This window comes from Salipaludibacillus aurantiacus (assembly GCF_900111295.1).
Taxonomy (GTDB): Bacteria; Bacillota; Bacilli; order Bacillales; family Salisediminibacteriaceae; genus Salipaludibacillus; species Salipaludibacillus aurantiacus.
This window is the reverse complement of the sequence record NZ_FOGT01000032.1, coordinates 1-17,429: the sequence shown is the minus strand read 5'-3', so window position 1 is coordinate 17,429 and position 17,429 is coordinate 1. Positions and strand designations below refer to the sequence as shown.

At 45.1% G+C, this 17,429-nt stretch carries 14 protein-coding genes; 6 read left to right on the top strand and 8 right to left on the bottom strand.

The window, feature by feature from the left end; all coding sequences use genetic code 11:
- The coding region (locus tag BMW59_RS21955; RefSeq protein ID WP_218142005.1) for a hypothetical protein at nucleotides 1-180 on the bottom strand (180 nt) is incomplete at its 3' end.
- Nucleotide 181: 1 nt separating this feature from the next.
- Here BMW59_RS21955 and BMW59_RS21115 point away from each other — a divergent pair.
- On the top strand, nucleotides 182-1,099 hold the full coding sequence (locus BMW59_RS21115; protein ID WP_093056282.1) for a DUF7916 family protein: 918 nt from the start codon (nucleotides 182-184) through the stop codon (nucleotides 1,097-1,099).
- A gap of 139 nt (nucleotides 1,100-1,238) precedes the next feature.
- Nucleotides 1,239-2,702: an aldehyde dehydrogenase family protein gene (locus BMW59_RS21110; RefSeq protein WP_093056280.1), complete on the top strand. Its 1,464-nt coding sequence runs from the start codon at nucleotides 1,239-1,241 to the stop codon at nucleotides 2,700-2,702.
- A 540-nt stretch (nucleotides 2,703-3,242) separates the two neighbouring features.
- Here the strand turns inward: BMW59_RS21110 and BMW59_RS21105 are convergent.
- Nucleotides 3,243-4,292, bottom strand: coding sequence for a M42 family metallopeptidase (locus tag BMW59_RS21105; RefSeq protein ID WP_093056278.1), 1,050 nt, complete (start codon nucleotides 4,290-4,292; stop codon nucleotides 3,243-3,245).
- A 153-nt stretch (nucleotides 4,293-4,445) separates the two neighbouring features.
- On the opposite strand from BMW59_RS21105, the gene mscL reads away from it, so the two are divergent.
- Nucleotides 4,446-4,937, top strand: coding sequence for a large conductance mechanosensitive channel protein MscL (gene mscL / locus BMW59_RS21100; protein ID WP_093056276.1), 492 nt, complete (start codon nucleotides 4,446-4,448; stop codon nucleotides 4,935-4,937).
- Between the two features lie 116 nt (nucleotides 4,938-5,053).
- Complete coding sequence (locus BMW59_RS21095; protein ID WP_177174464.1) at nucleotides 5,054-6,418, top strand: C40 family peptidase; 1,365 nt, start codon at nucleotides 5,054-5,056, stop codon at nucleotides 6,416-6,418.
- Here the strand turns inward: BMW59_RS21095 and BMW59_RS21930 are convergent.
- From BMW59_RS21930 to BMW59_RS21080, 4 genes are all read right to left on the bottom strand, one after another.
- A complete protein-coding gene (locus BMW59_RS21930; RefSeq protein WP_177174463.1) occupies nucleotides 6,415-6,552 on the bottom strand; it encodes a hypothetical protein in 138 nt (45 codons plus the stop codon). The two genes, BMW59_RS21095 and BMW59_RS21930, sit on opposite strands and share 4 nt — an antisense overlap.
- A 17-nt stretch (nucleotides 6,553-6,569) precedes the next feature.
- The gene (locus BMW59_RS21090; RefSeq protein WP_093056271.1) at nucleotides 6,570-7,145 is read right to left on the bottom strand and encodes a hypothetical protein; all 576 of its coding nucleotides are present in this window, start codon (nucleotides 7,143-7,145) and stop codon (nucleotides 6,570-6,572) included.
- On the bottom strand, nucleotides 7,145-7,510 hold the full coding sequence (locus tag BMW59_RS21085; RefSeq protein WP_093056269.1) for a helix-turn-helix domain-containing protein: 366 nt from the start codon (nucleotides 7,508-7,510) through the stop codon (nucleotides 7,145-7,147). The genes BMW59_RS21090 and BMW59_RS21085 overlap by 1 nt, the downstream gene beginning before the upstream one ends.
- 247 nt (nucleotides 7,511-7,757) lie before the next feature.
- On the bottom strand, nucleotides 7,758-8,357 hold the full coding sequence (locus BMW59_RS21080) for a PH domain-containing protein (protein ID WP_093056267.1): 600 nt from the start codon (nucleotides 8,355-8,357) through the stop codon (nucleotides 7,758-7,760).
- A gap of 235 nt (nucleotides 8,358-8,592) precedes the next feature.
- On the opposite strand from BMW59_RS21080, the gene BMW59_RS21075 reads away from it, so the two are divergent.
- Both BMW59_RS21075 and BMW59_RS21925 read left to right on the top strand, forming a co-directional pair.
- Entirely contained in the window at nucleotides 8,593-9,519 is a 927-nt protein-coding gene (locus tag BMW59_RS21075; RefSeq protein WP_093056265.1) for an HD domain-containing phosphohydrolase, read from the top strand.
- 18 nt (nucleotides 9,520-9,537) lie between these two features.
- A complete protein-coding gene (locus BMW59_RS21925; RefSeq protein WP_177174462.1) occupies nucleotides 9,538-9,675 on the top strand; it encodes a hypothetical protein in 138 nt (45 codons plus the stop codon).
- A gap of 143 nt (nucleotides 9,676-9,818) precedes the next feature.
- Here the strand turns inward: BMW59_RS21925 and BMW59_RS21070 are convergent, their stop codons facing one another.
- Both BMW59_RS21070 and BMW59_RS21065 read right to left on the bottom strand, forming a co-directional pair.
- Complete coding sequence (locus BMW59_RS21070) at nucleotides 9,819-11,039, bottom strand: M14 family zinc carboxypeptidase (RefSeq protein ID WP_245733260.1); 1,221 nt, start codon at nucleotides 11,037-11,039, stop codon at nucleotides 9,819-9,821.
- Between the two features lie 341 nt (nucleotides 11,040-11,380).
- Entirely contained in the window at nucleotides 11,381-17,287 is a 5,907-nt protein-coding gene (locus BMW59_RS21065; RefSeq protein WP_093056261.1) for a pullulanase, read from the bottom strand.
- Nucleotides 17,288-17,429: the final 142 nt, after the last annotated feature.

The following is a 17,429-nucleotide window of genomic DNA, read 5'->3' as shown; positions in this document are numbered from 1 at the left end:
GCCTCGTCCGCCTTTTTTTAAAATTAGCCTAAAAAACACATTACATATATTAACATTAATGTATTTATTATACTTACGTGCAATCGTTATGGGTCTGTCCCCCCTTTTTCTGGGATTAGGAGAAACTGCCCCTAAAGCAGGTTCTCCATTTTTCATTTTTAAATAAGGAGTTGTTGGCAAAGTGAAACGTCTACTGGACTGCAGAGCATCAGATTTCACAAAAATGAATGCGTCAGATTTAACTCAGGCCATCAGGGCATCGGAAGGCCGGACGATCCTCTCGGAAATTGTTTCGCCTGCTCCCCCTCTGTTTCATGAAATCACAAATGCGGAACTGGCGGCATCTTTTGGAGCAGACCTTATATTACTTAATGTCTTTGATGTTTTTGCCCCCGCTGTCGCCGGTATATCAGATAAAAAAGCTGAAGAAATTATTCCATATCTGAAAACTCTCACCGGGAGACCAATTGGATTAAACCTCGAGCCGATTGACCTTGACGCGCGGTCCCTTGAAGAACGTCTCGCGGTTTCAGAAGGGCGCACGGCCTCCAAAAAAGCTTTGGAACAAGTAAAAAGGCTCGGCTTCGATTTCATCTGTCTGACCGGAAATCCAAAGACAGGAGTCAGCAACAATGAAATTTCAAAAGCAATCCAAAGGGCCAAGGCTATCCTGAAAGACGAGGTCATGATTATTGCCGGAAAAATGCACAGTTCAGGAATTTCAGCTGAAACAGGCGCCGATATGATTCCGGATGAGACAATCGACCAGTTTATCGATGCCGGAGCGGATGTGCTCCTTTTACCGTCGCCTGGAACAGTCCCGGGAATTTCTGTTGAAAAAATGCAGGAGAAAGTGACTCGCGCCCATCAAAAAGGCGCTTTAACAATGCTTACCATTGGGACAAGTCAGGAAGGCGCCGATGAATCCACGATCCGCCAGTTCGCACTTAATAATAAAATAGCCGGCGCTGATATCCACCATATCGGGGACGCCGGCTATACAGGCATTGCCATACCTGAAAATATTATGGCTTATTCGATTACGGTCCGCGGCAAACGGCACACTTACATCCGTATGGCCGCCTCGATCCAAAGGTAACTGCCAGTTGGGGGGCTGCTGCAGCTTGGGGTCAGACCCCCCATTTACTGGAAATACCTCTTCTGTGATGTTTAACAGGTTTCTGTTAAAGGGAATCTTCACCTGTGAGACTGAACAGGACTAGAGGAGGGATTTCGCGATGTCCCAAACAACAGACTTCGCAAAACAGTATATTAATGGCAATTGGATAGATGGTTCCAGCACTAAAACGCTGGAGAACATTAACCCTCACAGTGAGGAAGTTATTTTTGAAATGGCTTCGGCATCAGAAGAGGATCTGGACGAAGCCTACAAGACAGCAGAGAAAGCCCAGAAAACATGGGCCGCTACACCTCCAGGAGAAAAACAGCAGCTTCTGGAAAACGTGATTCAGGTGATGGATAAACGAAAAGACGAGATTATAAGCTGGCTCGTTAAAGAATCGGGAAGCACACTCATGAAAGCTCAACTGGAATTTGACATTGCCCGCGGCATAGCTAAGGAGGCCGCCTCCTTCCCTTACCGCATGAAAGGGCAATTGATGGATTCTGACATTCCCGGTAAGGAAATCCGCGTTTATAAAAATCCTAAAGGAGTGATTGGCGTCATTGGCCCGTGGAACTTTCCTTTCCACCTCTCCATGCGGTCTGTCGCTCCAGCTATAGCTACGGGTAATACAGTCGTCCTTAAACCGGCTTCCGATACGATTGTGACAGCTGGCACACTTCTCGCAGATATTTTTGCCGAAGCAGGCGCCCCGGAAGGTTTAATTAACGTCGTAGCCGGCCGCGGGTCCGAAATAGGTGATGCCTTCGTTCAGCATCCCATACCAAAAGTCATTTCGTTTACTGGGTCAACAGAAGTCGGCAGCCACATTGCCAAGCAGGCTGGCGAAAAAATCAAAGATACCGCCCTTGAACTTGGCGGCAACAACGTGCTGATTGTGACAGAAGACGCCGACCTGGATGCGGCAGCCGAATCAGCCGCCTTCGGTAAATTCCTGCACCAGGGGCAGATTTGCATGAGTATTAATCGTATTCTCGTACATGAAGCGATGCATGACGAGTTTGTTAATATTTTTAAAAAGAAATTGGAAAGCCTTAAAGCAGGGGACCCGTCTGAACAAGACACGGTGGTAGGCCCGCTTATTAACAGGTCTCAAGTGGAGCGGATCCAGGATGATTTAGAGAACTCACTCAACAAAGGTGCAGAACTTATTCTAGGCGGAAAAATTGAAGGGAATCTGATTCATCCTGCTATTTTAACAAACGTGACTAACGATATGCCTATTGCTAAAAATGAAATTTTTGGCCCTGTCGCTCCCGTCATAAGTTTTAAGGATGAAGAAGAAGCCGTTGACCTTGCCAACGAACTGCCTTACGGATTAAGCGGCGCTGTTCATACCGGTACCATTGAACACGGCGAGAGAATCGCTGAACAGATCGAAACAGGAATGATTCACATTAACGATCAGCCTGTAAACGATGAAGCACACATGGCGTTTGGCGGTGAAAAAGATTCCGGCCTTGGACGCTTTGGAGGGGAATGGGTCTTGGATAAATTCACTACAGATAAAACAGTCACGATCCAAAAAGAGCGCCGGCCTTACCCATTTTTTGAATAACATCAGAAGCCGAAGTTAAAAAAATTGCTTTCCTTAGCGTGCAAAGAAGACCTGGAACGTGGGGCCTACCCGTCGCTCCAGGTCTTTTAATATTGGCGCTGGTAAAACGGCGCTGTTGATTTGAAATTCCGAGACAGCAGTGGTAAAGAAAAAACATCGGTATTGCGAAAGTAATCACATACAAAGCCTGGTTTACAGAAGAATAAAGAAAAACTTCAGTTAACCGGGATGCTTTTCCCCCTCAGCTTCTCGTCCAGCAGCATATAAACAAACCACAATAATATAAATTACCGGGGCACGAAGGCGAGGACACCCGGAGGATTAGCGCAGTCTGAAAATCCACTTTCCCGAAGCAACCCTTCGGGAAAGTTAGTTGAAGACAAGCCTCGGGTAAAGAAAACACAGCGAACTTCCACACGGATGTGGTGACTTCGGCGTTTTCACAGGACGTGAAGGGGTTAGCCGAAGCTCCTAATGACCTATGTTGCCCTTATGCCTGTGGGGTAAGCCTCGCTGAAAGTGAACCGGCGGATTTAAGTATTATTCAACCATCTCTGACTGGACATAATGCCACAGCAGTTTAGTTGTTTCATCGATTGATTCTTTATGGGTCCGTTCGTAAGCATGCGATGAATCAATGCCCGGTCCTACGAGGCCGTGGACGATATCATTGCCCGCACGGATCGCAGCCGATGCGTCAGATCCGTAATAAGGATAAATATCCAGCTTGTATTTAATTCCGTTCTCTTCTGCAATCTTCACGAGATTTTTGCGAAGCTCATAATGATACGGCCCGCTTGCGTCCTTGACGCAAATAGAAGCGGTGTACTCGTCAGTCGACTGGCCATCGCCCATCGCACCCATATCGACGGCCAGATACTCAACTGTTTCCGGGGTAATATTTGAGTTGCCTCCGTAGCCGATTTCCTCGTTGTTGGATATCAAAAAATTCGTTGTATATGGAAGCTCGACCTTTCCTTCGACTACCCCTTTGATGAGCTGAAGAAGGATTCCGACACTTGCTTTATCATCCAGGTGGCGTGATTTAATAAAGCCATTGTCCAGAACCTGTGCCCGAGGATCAAAAGAGACGAAATCCCCCACTTCGATGCCCAGGGCCCTTACCTCTTCAGCCGATGACACTTTTTCATCTATACGGACTTCCATATTCGCCTGATTGCGCTCTGCTTTTCCTGCATCTTTATAAACGTGGACAGACGTCTGGTGCATCAAAATCGTTCCGTAGAAGTTTTTGCCTGACGCAGTCTCGATCGTGCAATACTCTCCTTCAATCGCGTTGTATTTAAAGCCGCCGATGAGATCAAGTTTAAGCCTGCCGCTTGGTTTTATTTCTTTAACCATTGCTCCAAGCGTATCAACATGGGCGGTGAGCATCCGATGCTTCGTTTGATTTTTCCCTGGTAAAACAGCAATCAGCCCGCCTTTGCGGTTACTTTTCGTCTCGACCCCCAAATCAGCCAGAAACTCCTCTGTAAACCTGATCACCTCTCCCGTATTACCGGAAGGACTCGGTATCTCTACAAGCTCCTTAATCACATCAACGGTTTCATCTACGTGCGGTAAAGTCATTTAATCCTCTCCATTCTTAAAATATATGTACTGAGTCCTATTATAACAAAATCCAGAAAATGGGGGGTCTGTCCCCCCATTTTCTGGCATACTTCAGCGGGACAACCTCATATATTAAACGGAAATCACCTTTACAGGAGGAGGGCCGGCTCCATGAGTTTCTTTCAGGGATTTAAAGAGTTTGCTATCAGGGGAACGGTCGTCGATATGGGGATTGGACTGATCATTGGAGCGGCGTTTGGAAGCATCGTGACGTCCTTCGTATCTGACATCCTAATGCCTCCTTTAGGCCTGGTTCTCGGAAAAGTCGATTTCTCTAATTTATACATTAATCTGTCAGGCGGGCACTACAGCACTCTTTCCGAGGCCGAAGCAGCCGGAGCCGTCACCGTCAATTACGGGACCTTCCTGGAAACTGTCATTCACTTTATCATCGTCGCTTTTGCTTCCTATGTCGTCATCATACAAATGGTTAAATTAAGAAAAGCATCGATCGAATCGACTAAAAGCAAAAACTGCCCTTTCTGTTATTCAGATATCCCTTCCCGGGCTCTCCGCTGCCCTAAATGCACGTCTACTCTTGAGAAAAAAGATACCCCTCCCGACCGGAAAAATACGTTAGTCCGCATCCGCTCTTCAAAATAACCAAAAAATGGGGGGACAGCCCCCCCATTTACCTCCTCCATCACCATTAATTTACAACCTTCCCTTATAACCCTATAATGTATATGAGAGATTTTGATATGAAAGGTGCGTGCTTAATGAACTACCAAAATAACCAACGAATGAACCCGGTTACTTTCCTGATTGCAGGTGCCTTAGTAGTCGTTCTATTGCTAATGTTCCAGCCTTGGGACGGAAGCGATACTCTCCAGCGCGGCGGCGAACCTGGAATGGGGAATTCGGACGAGGACAGAGAACCATACAGCCAGGGTATTATGGAAGCGGACCTTGATTTTACGGTTGATGAGTTTATCAACACTGCGAGGGACCTTGAAGGGGCTCCGTATCAGTCCGGAGGAAAAGATCCGGAAGAAGGCTTTAACTCTTCGGGCTTTGTACAATATGTGTATGAAGAAGCAACCGGAATCCGCATGCCCCGGATTGCCGGCCATCAATATGAACTCGGTGAAAGTATTTCTAAAAGCTACCTCCAAAAAGGCGATGTGGTCTTTTTCGAAGGAAACACCATCATGTCCGGGATTTACACAGGCGACGGCCATTTTATGACCGCTACAGAAAGCAGCGGCATAACGACATTACACCTCGAAAATGACAGCTTCTGGGCCGACAATTATATTGGTGCAAAAAGGTTAACTGATAAAGAAATAGAAGCGCTTCACCCGAGTACTTATAAAGACCATGACCATCCAACGGTTCAAGAAGCGATGAACTATTTAGGCACGCCATACGAATTCGGCGGGAGTTCTCTCGAAGCCTTTGACTGCTCTTATTTTGTCCAGGATGTTTTCAGAGAAAGCATAGATGTCTACCTGCCAAGAGTGACTCTTGACCAGTATAAAGTGGGAGAAGACATTTCGGAAGACGATCTTCAGCCGGGTGATGTCATTTATTTTTCAGATGTGGATATTGAAAACAGCGACAGAGAAGAAGGGGAAGTGACCCACGCAGGTATTTATACAGGGGAAAACTTTATGATACATGCCAGCCGGACCGAACAAATGACGCAGATCTCCTACCTTAATGACTACTGGAAAGACGCCTTGACAGGCATTAAAAGGTTTGACGGAATGAGCCTGAACGGAGAATCCCCTATTGTCCAGGAAGCTGCGGTCCATTTAACCACGCCTTATCAGAAAGGCGGGAGCCATCCTGGAGAAGGGTTCAATCCAATCGGCTTTGTCCGCTACGTTTACGAAAAAAGCGAGGGAACAACTCTTCCTTCATCAGCGAAATCGATTTGGAACAATGGCACTGAAGTAGACTCCAATTCGCTTCAGGCAGGCGATATTTTATTCTTTGAAGGCAATTACAATCTATTACCTGCCATCTATGCGGGAAATGACCAGTTTTTCATTGCCAGCCAATCATCCGGCGTAACGACGCGGCACTTGGAACACAGTGAGTATTTCTCTGAACGCTTTGCCGGGGCCCGGAGATATTAATTCATTGCTACAACCAGGCTTATTTGAAAGTTAATCGGCAGGCGGAAAGCGACACTGCCATGAAGCATCGCCCTGCCCCAGTGCGAATCCGACCTGAAAAACCATCCGCTGTCCCAAAGGCGGATGGTTTTCATTATGTTCAGATGTTAAATCACGTAATTTTATCAGCGATTTCTGCGATACTCATACTGCTGTCGAGCATATATTGGCCCGCTTTAATGGACATAACCAGGTCATTATCTTCTATATACTGCCGGAAATCTGCCCCATCATCAATAAGTTTAGACTCTTCCAATAATATAGCAATCTCTCCGCTGCTCATCCCTGCGCCAATAACCAGATATAGCTGGTGAATCGTTTCATCCCCAGACGACTGGTCTTCACCTTCATCTTCCGCCTCTGCTTTGTCATTGGCATCGTTATTGTCCGAATCTGTTTCTTCAGCTTCCTCTGCTTCTTTTCTTAAAGCGGCCACTTCATCTTCTGCTTCGCCGAGCCTGTCCAATTTCTCCTGCATGGCTTCATACTCTTCTTCACTCATACTGATTAACCCGCGTTCATTTATGTAGACTTCCAACTCTTCATCTGTCAGTTCCACAGGGTCGTTTTCTTCCCCGCCCATGCTTTGCGCTTCACTTCCCTGGTCTGTAAAAAGAGAAAAAGGTGCCAATACAGCCGTTGCCAGCAGGATACCTGCTGCCGCACTCCGTAAATTTGACTTCGTCATCAGCTCACGACCTCACTTTCATCCGCATGGAGAATAATAATAGCTTCCACGTCATCTTCCGGTACATTTAATTTCATGGCAATCTCTTCATTACTATAGCCGCCGGCAAACATACCCAGAATCTTTCTTTTCTTTTCTTTCTCATTAAAAAGCGCTTTCGCGAACGATCTTTCTTTTTCATTATGAAATACTTCACTCTCAATCATAGTGACTTTTTCGTTCAGCTGATTCATTTCTTTCATTAATGTAATAGAAAAGTTTTCAATCTTCCTGTCAATTTCAGGACTCTCCTCTTTCTTGAAATAAGATAGAATAAATAATAGAATGGCTATTGCAACTAAAACTGAAACCATTACTAATTCCATTTTCGTTCCCTCCCGCTCTTAATAAAAACATAACCCCTCTTTTTATACCATAATTAAAGTCATGGAAGAACAGGATATGTAAAAATAAGCGGTTGAGCCCGCCCCATAGGTCACGGAAATTTGACATTATTTTTATAAGAGTAAAGGTCTTTTATTGATAAAGGACATTTTGTGAGCGTGAAAATATATTAATTCAGCAGTATTTCATCAGGCGTTAGTTACTTTATAAATCCCCTGTATGACTCGATCAGACGTTCACTTCCACCTCGAATTTATCTTTAAGAGCCGATATGAACCTGTCTTCTTCTTCCGGTGATAAAAGGACTGCTTCGTACTTTGTTTCCACCAGCACGCCTTCATCAATTGCTGTCGAATAAACAAGCAATGTGGGATATTCTGTACACGTCCCTGCCCCATACCCGGGGGTTACCCAGTACTTTCTCCCGAATAATTGAACCTGCTTCAGGTTCGTCAGCGGTTCAGTCAATTTGGTTACTCTGCGTATCGAATCGTACGGAATAAACTCCAATTTATTTTTATTAAAATAAACGTGAAGGCCGTCTTCCTCAAAAACATAGAATATACGTTTCTCAAGGCGCTGATTCCACCCAAGACGCCAACTCCAGTTCCAAGAAGCAGTATATGCTATTAACATAAACAGCCACATAAAAACCATTGGAAAACTGGCCAGCGAATAGTCCGGATGGAAAATGAGAAATAGAAAGACCGCCAGTACAACTGCCCCAAACACGATTTCGAATATGCGCATCCCCCGGTCCACCTTTAGATATGGCTCAGGCACCGGCCTGCTTAAAGCAACGGTAAAAATGTGCCGAGACCCGCTCATTCTCCCCCTCCCTTAACACGTATTTTTCCTGATTATACCATAAGTCCCGCTATGAATTATGAATGATTAGTAAGAAGTCTTAGGTACGTGTAATTAAAAGTATGTCATTTTTCCAATATTCAAATTAAAAGAGAAATTCACAGTTCTTTTTTTCAATTATATTCGACAGAGTGATTTATCTCCCTTATAATAGAACCAAAAGGGTTAAGAAAACTTTTCCAGTTGGAGGCCAAAATTGAGTTTCGAAAAACCTTCAAAACCATCGCTACTAATACATAAAAAAGGTGAAGCTATCGAAACAGTTTCGACCAAAAAATCAATAACGTCACTCTTAACATCACATGACGGGACTGAAGTAATTTACCATGAATTGAAAGAGGGATCGAGATGGGGGATGGCTCCGGAAGAGAATTTTAATTCTTTAGAAGCTATTTATGTTATTTCTGGAAAGTTAAGACTTCATACTTTAAAAAAGGATACAATACTGGCTCCCGGGGATTTTATATCTGCACAGCCTGTGTCAGAGCACCTGGTTCTTACAGCAATGGAAGACTCCAGTTATTTATATGTATCTTCCAAACCCGTTTTTCATTACTATAGTAACTACACTAAAGAGTTAGAGAAAATGGCTGTAAATATTGAAGAAAAAGACGGGTACACAGCAGAGCACTGCGGCAGAATTAAACAACTATCAATGCTGGTAGGCGAAAAGATGGGGCTTAATTCCGAAAAACTGCAAAAACTTAATTTCGGTTCCTTTCTGCATGATATAGGAAAAACAAAAGTACCCGAACATATTCTCTTAAAACCTGGCAAACTTTCAGCTGATGAATGGGAAATAATGAAAAGCCATACTGTTTATGGCGCTGAGATTCTTCGGTCTACTCAAATCCCTCATTTACTTTTAGCCGCTGAAATTGTGGAACAGCATCATGAAAGATATGATGGATCAGGTTATCCTAATGGCCTAAAAAAAGAGGAGATCAGCTTAGAGTCATCGATAGTAGGTTTAGTTGATTCTTATGATGCAATGACCACTGACAGGGTATATAAGAAAGCTCGTACGAAACAAGAGGCAATAAAAGAGTTAAAACACCAAAGAGGTTTACTCTATCATCCAGACGTCGTTGATACCTTTTTATCTATAATTAATGACACTTAAAACAGGGGGTGAGAAGGTATGAAAAAATTACTTACTGGTATTGTTTTATTTGCTCTTTTAACAGTTGGAGCAGGTGTAACAGGAGCCACAGATGCTCCAGTATCAAAAGGAGATTCATTTTCAGTAACAAAAAATTATCCGATCGTAATGGACTAACTGTCGGATGAGAGGGGGATCATCCCCCGCTCCCTTCATTTTTAAATCTCAATCATTGATTAAATATATTTATACAAAAAAACAAGGAGACTAGGTCCTTGTTTTTTTATATTTCTTTAAAATTGTCAGTCTACTGCTCCCCCTTAATTCGGGCGGCCGATTCTTGGGCTGCCGTAAGGGATTTCTTCATCATAAAAAGCAGGGTCAATCTCGTAAATCTCACCTGTCGCAAATCCTCTCAATGTTTCATAGAGGCCGACGTAAGACTGTTGAGTGTACTGGCCATTTGCTTTTTGGCCTGTATGGCCGTAAGGGTGCTGCTGGCCGCGGGTTTCATAAAGCATGATGGCCGCTCCGTTCATAGAATAGCTGCCAAGGGCCGTTCCCGGAAGGTTGACTTCTGGATATCTTGAAACGGCTCCAAACGGCGAATTGCCACGCTGCAGAGCCTGGTAAACATGGCTGTTTACTTGCTTGGACAAGTTCAGTGATTCTTCATCAAGCTGATAATCAGTTCCACCAAAAGAAACGACTGTATCTTCGTCCACAACCTGTGCAATTATTTGAAGAGTATTCAGGCGGTCATCATCTTCGGAAACGATATTGCTGTACCTGTGGTGGTGGTCAATAAACAAATCAGGCTGTAATTCTTTAAATACTGCTCTGGAAGCGAGTGCCTCTGGTGTCGCATAAACACCCGGCTCACTGCTGCGTCTCGGAATATAGGCAGCCGTATCCGGTCCAAGTTCAAAATCTAAATAAGGATGGAAATCCCGGTTGACGTCAAAGCCCATTTCACGGCTTACTGAGTCTGGGCGGTAATACCATGGCGCCTGGGTATCTTCAGCCAGGCCATATTCAGCCGGATCCCATACTTGCAGATTCTGCCTTTGTTTTGATTGCCCTTGCTCTGTTTCAAAGATAACTGCTCCGTCCGGGTTAAGCATAGGAATGAACCACACCGTGACGTTATCAAGTATGTTAGTGATGTCTTTGTTGTTGCTCATAGCAAGCTGCTGAATAAGGTCCATTGAAGCTTCTGTTCCTAATTGCTCATCTCCGTGAATCTGCGTCTGGATGAAAATTTTCGGGTTATCAGTGTCCGCCTCCCCAAACTTTACCGCATAAATCGGATACTCATATGTAGCTGAATAACCTACCACATCCAATTCCATACGGTCAGGTCTGGCGCGGTCTTTAATCTGCATCAGATTTTTTTCCAGGTCTTCAGGTGACATTAAACTTTCCAGCTTGACTTCCTGTTCCGGCTGTATCCATGGTCCGTTAGGTTTTGACTGAGGGTTGGCAAATACCGTCATACTTACCGACATAACCATTACCAGTGCTAAAAATAAAGAAAACATTCTCCTCACTAATTTCAGCCTCCTTTAGTAGTGAAAATACACTTACACTTCCATTTAATAACCCTAAAATTTCACCTCCCTAAAATTTAGTCTATCAAACTATTAAGTCTAAGAATATTACATTTTGTAATATTTAGAATTTTTAGTAATTTATTAATAGTCCTATTATATTTTTGCATACATATACCCTCTTTATAGGACCAAAAGCAAGGTCTTTATTCTTACATTTACTGGGGGGGTCAGACCCCCCAGATATATCCAAAAAGCACCCGGATTCTTAAAGAACCCGGGTGCGTAAGGTTTTATGAACATTTAAGTTCAAACCTGATGCTATTCAGTTTCTATTCAGTTTCTTCCAGTTGTGCTTTAGTCTTTTCAGCGTGTTCGGCTAACGATGACTTTGCACCGTCTTCCACATGCCGCTCATTTGGCCCTCTGTTTAAGTGCTTAAGGAAATTATCCATAAACTTGGCTGCCTGTTCATATCTGCCGGCGCTCTCGTGGTGCTGTGCCTGGCGCAATGTGTTGCCGAGCTGGTTGACTAATGGGCCGCGAACATCTCCTGCCTCAACATACTCGTTCACCATATTTTCCAGTTGTTCTAGCATCTCTTCAGCAGTTTGAGGTTCTTCAGGCTGGTCAGGATCTTCAGGTGCATCCTCCCCGCCTTTTTTCACCACAACAGCAGTTAATGAATCAAGTGTAATCTCGTCAGCAGTCAGTTCAAAGCCGCTTGGATCAGAGACTTCAACTGTACCCGCTTCATCACTATCAACAATGACAATGCCTTCAGTCAGGTCATACTCTTCAAGAGTAAGCGTCCGTTCGTTACTGTCTGCATTGACAAAAACGAAATACTCGCCGCTGTCATCAGTAGATACAGCATGGTAACCGATAATTAAATCCCGGTCACCGATTTCTGGCGCATCAATAAACGAGACATTTTCATCGATCTCATCCATTGTTCCTAAACGGAAAGCGTCAGTCGAACGGCGCAATTCAATCAATCCTGTCGTGTACTCACGCGTCAGGTTGTTGATCGGATACTGCTCAGCATCTGTCGCTTTATCCCACTCAATCATGTTGATCGCATCAGTGGAATCGTACGAATCGTGAATAAAGTAAGGATATTTAAACGGGTTGCCGTCTTCATCCTCCATATACGTCGACTTGTACGGCGCTTCGTCCGTTTCCGCACGGAACTGCTTCGTACGGCCGAATTCCTGTCCGGCATGGATAAACGATGTTCCCTGGGCCGTCAAGACCATGAGGTTTCCGAGACGGATACGCTCGTGGATTTCTTCCTGATGATACTCAGGGTCTTTCTTAATGGACTGTGCAATAACATCATGAAGCGTTAAATTATCGTGTGCAGCGATGTAAGGAACCACATCTCCAGGGTTTGTTGCCGTGAAGTTATGCGGGTTCGCTGTCACGTTATCATAAATCTGCTGGATGTCGCGGGCTCCGCCAGTAATGAAACGAGGCTGGCCTTCACTTCCAAACCCGGACTTCAGTTCGTTACGGAAATCGTCCGAGAATGAACCGACAGATTCTGTATGTTGCATCCAGTCCTGGTCTGCAGGCATGACGTCACCGCCGTGCTCATCACCGACAAACGTTCTCCAGCCTTCCCCGATCATCACGATGTTCGGGTTGACTTCTTTCGCTTTGTCATAAGCCATCTGGATACTTTCAGCATCATGATCGCCCATCATGTCAAATCGGAATCCGTCCACTTTGAACTCTTCCACCCAGTACATAATGGAATCGGTAAGAATACGCCGCGCCATTTCATGAGTGGTACCAAGACGACCGCCGCCAAAGCTTGTGCGCGGAGTACCGTCTGCATCCATGAAGTGGTAATAGTTAGGTTCCAGATCTTCGAAAATCTCAACACGCGCTGTGTGGTTGTAGACAACGTCCAAAACGACACCCATGCCGCGGTCGTGAATTTCCGCAATCAGGTTCTTAAATTCTTCGATTCGCTTTTCAGCATCGTCCGGATCTTCAGAATACATGCCTGTCAGCGAGAAATAACTGTGAGGGTCATAGCCCCAGTTATAGTTGTTCTGAGTCGATGAGTACTCTAGCAGACGCTCGTCATTGTTATACTCATCAGCGAAGAAGTAGCTCATGACCGGCAGAAGCTGAATGTGGGTCACGCCTAAATCTTCAATGTAATCGAGCCTTTCTGCAAATGAAGCAAACGTACCAAACTGTGCCTCAAGTTCATCATCGATGGATGGATCTGATGTGAAATCACGCACGTGGATTTCATAAATGATCGCATCTTCACGTTTTTCAAAGCCGTCAATTTCAGCAAAATCAAGCTCTGGGCCTATGGAAGAGGCGTCAACAATAGCCGCTTTACCAATTGGCACGTCGCCGTTAAAGCTGTCCCATGTAGCCATAGACTGCGCATACGGATCAAGGGCAAGAACGCTTTCGCCGTCACGCTCGATTTCGTAGTGGTAGTAATATCCGTTTAAGTCGCTGACACCAGTATTTGATTCATCCAGCGTCACTTCCCAAACGCCTCTGTCGCCGCGGGTCATATCCACATCGTCAGTTACCACGTCATACTGGTCGTCACGGTCATAAAGCACGATAGACACATTGTCCGCACTCGGGGACCATAACTTTAACGTCGCTGACCCGTCGTCATGCAATTCAGCGCCTAAGTCTCCGTCGTATGCAAACATTTCATCCTTCAGGCGCCAGCCGATGGCAGCTGTCACCGTCTTATCCATAAACGTCACTTGAAATGGTGCTGCTTCAAGGTCAAATGTGCCATGCACCTTAACCGTTTTGCCGTCATCATTTTTAGTCACGCTGTCAAAGCTTACATCGTTTCCATCTCTGTCTGTAATCGTCAAGCCTTCCATTAAATCCTCTTCGGAAAAATCAGCAGTTGACGAGAAGCGTAATTCAATTAATTCATCAGACAGGACATCGCCATGTTCCAATCCTTCTTCAAAAACATAGTACGGATTTGTGTAAACAGTATTATCTCCCTCACGAAGGAAAATATGGTTATGGTTATTTAAATCAGAGAATGACATATCGCCGCTCTGTTCCTCAGTCTCCTTGTTTACAAGCAGGAAGTTGATTTGGCCGGCATCTTCCTGAAGCTCAAGATCAAGGTAAGCGCCATGTTTTCCAACCTGGCCGTTTGAGAACTGATGAGCACCGTCAGGCCAGCCGTCTGTTGGCTCCAGTACGTCGCCCCACGTCCATAATCCCCAAGGGTCATAAGCCTGATCTTCTCTTTCATAATGGACTCTGACCGTATTTTCAGGTAAGTCAACCGGCTCGTAAAGGAAGAGATCGCCTTCTTCCGACAGCCAGATTTCATTCATGTCTTCTGACAACAAGTTAACCATGTGGTCGCCTGTCAAGTTGTCGCCATTAGAGTTATTTACGAGCATTCCGACACGCTGGGCGTCTTCCTGCAGTTCAACATCGACATATACACCGTAATCCGTCATTTGGCCGTCAGCAAGTGACATCGCGCCATTTGGCCAGCTTCCGACTTCTTCAGATGGTGTGGCTACATCTTCCCATACCCAAAGGCCAAGGTTAGAGAAGTCATTTGCTTCATTTTCATAGTGGACTCTTAAGTGGTTATCAGGTATATCACCAGGCTCTTCCCCCGGTCCTTCATCACTTTCTGAGCCTAAGATTTCTCCTCCAGCTGCAGTCAGAAGAAGTGTCCCGCCGTCTGCGCGCGCTGGAACAGTAAACGTGACTTCCTGTTCAGCAGTTGCCTCATACGTTTCACCGCTGTAAGCATCTGTCACTGTTACATCTTCTCCACTTACCTGAAGAGTCACTTCCTGTGGATTTTCCGCTACGTTTAAACCGACGTAGACAGATTCTCCATCGAATGAACGGTTAAACAGGAGGAACTCATCATCGTCAGAACCTGATACATGACTGCGGTCTCCTCTGGCAAAAATGTCAGAGTAATCGTTTCTGAACGACAGTAATTTTTGATAATGGTCGTAAATATCCAGTCCTTCATATGTGCCTGCATCAATCTCATCCCAAGGCATATCATATCTGTTGTCATAGAACGGATAGTTATCCGCGCCGCTCAAGCCAAGTTCTTCGCCGTAATAGATTACCGGCTGGCCTTTCGCTGTTACTTGGAGAGCTGAGGCAACAAGCAGTTTACCTACATCCCCGTCAACAAGCTCAAGGAAGCCTGCTTCATCATGACTGCCAAGGAACTGTCCGAGAGTCGCCGTATTATCCAGCTGGCCGTTTCGCACTTCAAGCTGGCTGTTTGCTCTCTCAAGGTTTCCGTTCGCAAATTGGCGGGCCGTGTTCTTAAATTCAAAGTCAAGCAGTGAATCCATCATGCCGCTGTTAAGGTAGCCATGGTCATCACTCTGACCTGCCCCCCATGATTCACCAATCATTTTAAATTCAGGCATGGCACGGGTTAATTCATTTTTAAATGTCATCCATGTTGTGTCTTCCACGTGTTTAACTGTATCCACACGGAAATAGTCAATCGTGTTGCCGTTTTCTGTACGGGATTTTTCAATCCAGTCAGTCTGCCATTCAATGATCTGTTCGCGAACTTCAGGATCTTCTGTAATAAAATCCGGAAGCCCTGCGAGTTCACCGGTTACTTCGTCGCCGCCTACATTGGCGCCCTGGCGAAGCATGTCGCTGAAGAATTCTCTTTCTTCATCTGATGGATAGCCGGCAGGTCTTTCATCTTCCGGAATCTCGCCGTCTATCTCTTTCAAGCCGTAGCCTGTATGATTCAATACGACATCGACCATTATTTTCATGCCGCGGTCATGTGCTTCATCAATCATTTCGTGAAACTCTTCCATCGTTCCGAAATGCGGATTAAGCTCTGTGAAGTCGCTGGCCCAGTATCCGTGGTAACCGAAATACGGGTGGTTGGACGGATGCGAGTCGTCGGCATTAAACCGCACGTCATGCTGAATGTTATCTACAATCGGACTGATCCAAATCGTGTTAATTCCCAGATCGTCAAGATAATCAAGACGCTCAGTAATCCCTTTGAAGTCGCCGCCCTGGTAGGTTCCGCGCGGATACTCATCATAAGAATCGTAATTCATGCCATAAGGGTCATTATTCCCTTCGTTTCCGTCAAAAAAGCGGTCTGTAAGCATGAAATAAATCATAGCTTCATCCCAGTCAAAATCCGCTTCTTCTCCTACGAACTGACGTGTTTTAACTTCCATTTCGGCAGAGCCGTGATGGCGGTTGCCGTATTCATCCACAGCTGTAAGAGGAATTTCCTTCACCCCAGCTGGAGTATCGTGTGTGACAGCCACAGTCACTTCTTCAAGTTCCGGGTCAATTTCAAGCTGCTCCGAACCGCCCAAGGCAGACGTGTCAGCATAAAGAGAACGGATCCCTGTATCGAACTCGTTTGTAATATCAAGTGATAAAACAGCGTTGTCATTATAATCAATCGCTTCCGGTTCTACTGTGCCGGATAAACTGATTGCAGCTTCCAGGTTTCTTACAGTAGAGTCCTCTTTATAAGGGTCGCTCACTTCGGTTGTTTCCCCGTCTTTTGTAACAAGGAACGAATACGGATGCTCCCCTTCCGGAAGATTTTCGTAATGGTAAGTAAAACGCTCATTACTTTCCTCATATGTCATTTCATATGTTTCATCCAAAATCTTCAATTCTACTTTTTCAATCGTATCCATATCATCAGTTAAGTATAAATCGCGGTCACGGTAATAAAATGTTGCGTTGCCGCTGTCCACTTCAGGACCTGACACTTCAGGCACGGTGAGGAATTCTTCCTCTCCCTGAGTCACGTGGACTTTTGTAAGCGGGTCCTGCTGGTTGACCTTAATGGAACGGTCCACCTCACGTCCGCCCGGTTCCCGGTCTTCCCAGTCGTTTGTACGGACAATAAATCCGATCTGTTTCGTCGTCGGCGAAACCTCAATATAGGCTGTCGCCAGGCCGTCTTCGAATTCAGTAAAATCTATATTATCGTCCTGTACGCCAGTGTTCCAGACCCAAACATCCCAGTCGTCATATGTTTCGTCTTCCCTCTCATACGTCAAGCGGATCGTACGGTTATCATTTGAACTTTCCTGTGCCTGAGCTTCCTCATCAGACCCTTCTTCAGCGCCCACAGGCTGGACAGAGACGGTCAAAAATGACGGAATCAGACTCAGCAGCATTACAAAAATCATAAAAACAGCCGAATAACGCTTCGTTGTACGTTTTTTCATCAATGAATCTCCCACTCCTTTTAAAAGATTTTTCGACAGGGGTCAGACCCAGTAGCCTTGCACGAATGGAATATATTGTAATTTTAAGTTTACAAACACAAAAAAAGCTCCTATTGTAGAGGAGAGACCAATACTTGTTCCC

What these genes read in the sequence shown, in the direction of transcription:
- mscL (WP_093056276.1), top strand. Translation starts at nt 4,446, where the DNA reads ATGAGTTTCTTTCAGGGATTTAAAGAGTTTGCTATCAGGGGAACGGTC.
- BMW59_RS21065 (WP_093056261.1), bottom strand. Translation starts at nt 17,287, where the DNA reads ATGAAAAAACGTACAACGAAGCGTTATTCGGCTGTTTTTATGATTTTT.
- BMW59_RS21070 (WP_245733260.1), bottom strand. Translation starts at nt 11,039, where the DNA reads ATGTTTTCTTTATTTTTAGCACTGGTAATGGTTATGTCGGTAAGTATG.
- BMW59_RS21105 (WP_093056278.1), bottom strand. Translation starts at nt 4,292, where the DNA reads ATGACTTTACCGCACGTAGATGAAACCGTTGATGTGATTAAGGAGCTT.
- BMW59_RS21110 (WP_093056280.1), top strand. Translation starts at nt 1,239, where the DNA reads ATGTCCCAAACAACAGACTTCGCAAAACAGTATATTAATGGCAATTGG.
- BMW59_RS21925 (WP_177174462.1), top strand. Translation starts at nt 9,538, where the DNA reads ATGAAAAAATTACTTACTGGTATTGTTTTATTTGCTCTTTTAACAGTT.
- BMW59_RS21090 (WP_093056271.1), bottom strand. Translation starts at nt 7,145, where the DNA reads ATGACGAAGTCAAATTTACGGAGTGCGGCAGCAGGTATCCTGCTGGCA.
- BMW59_RS21080 (WP_093056267.1), bottom strand. Translation starts at nt 8,357, where the DNA reads ATGAGCGGGTCTCGGCACATTTTTACCGTTGCTTTAAGCAGGCCGGTG.
- BMW59_RS21085 (WP_093056269.1), bottom strand. Translation starts at nt 7,510, where the DNA reads ATGGAATTAGTAATGGTTTCAGTTTTAGTTGCAATAGCCATTCTATTA.
- BMW59_RS21095 (WP_177174464.1), top strand. Translation starts at nt 5,054, where the DNA reads ATGAACTACCAAAATAACCAACGAATGAACCCGGTTACTTTCCTGATT.
- BMW59_RS21930 (WP_177174463.1), bottom strand. Translation starts at nt 6,552, where the DNA reads ATGAAAACCATCCGCCTTTGGGACAGCGGATGGTTTTTCAGGTCGGAT.